This is a genomic window from Xenorhabdus bovienii (genome assembly GCF_024721015.1).
GTDB classification, from domain to species: Bacteria; Pseudomonadota; Gammaproteobacteria; order Enterobacterales; family Enterobacteriaceae; genus Xenorhabdus; species Xenorhabdus bovienii.
On the sequence record NZ_JANAIF010000332.1, the window covers coordinates 1 to 422 of the forward strand.

Sequence of the window (422 nt, forward strand, 5' to 3'; positions counted from 1 at the left end):
GCCTGTGTCACTACCGGGTGGCCGAACATCATTATTTATTGATGATGTGGCACCATATTGCTATTGATGGCTGGTCCATCGATATTTTTATGGATGAACTGGCGGAAATTTATTCTGCCCTGCGGGAAGGTCGTGACAGCCAGCTGCCGCCACTGGAAATCACCTATGGGGACTATGCCAGATGGCAACGTGACTATTTGCAGGGTGAGGTGCGTGAACGCCAGCTAGCCTACTGGCAGCAGGCGCTGGCCGGTTATGAACCGCTGTCTTTGCCGACGGACCGGAGCCGACCGACACAGGTGGATTATCAGGGCCGGGATTTCAATTTTGCGCTGGGGAGTGAATTTTCGCATCAGTTAAGGGCGCTGGCGAAAACGCAGGAAACCACCCTGTATACCGTTCTGCTCAGTGCGTTTTATGTC

Annotated in this window: 1 protein-coding gene; it reads left to right on the forward strand. The window is 53.3% G+C overall.

From position 1 onward, the window contains the following. Window positions 1-422, forward strand: a 422-nt coding sequence (locus NXS07_RS22595) for a condensation domain-containing protein (RefSeq protein ID WP_258087614.1), incomplete at both ends; no start/stop codon positions are given.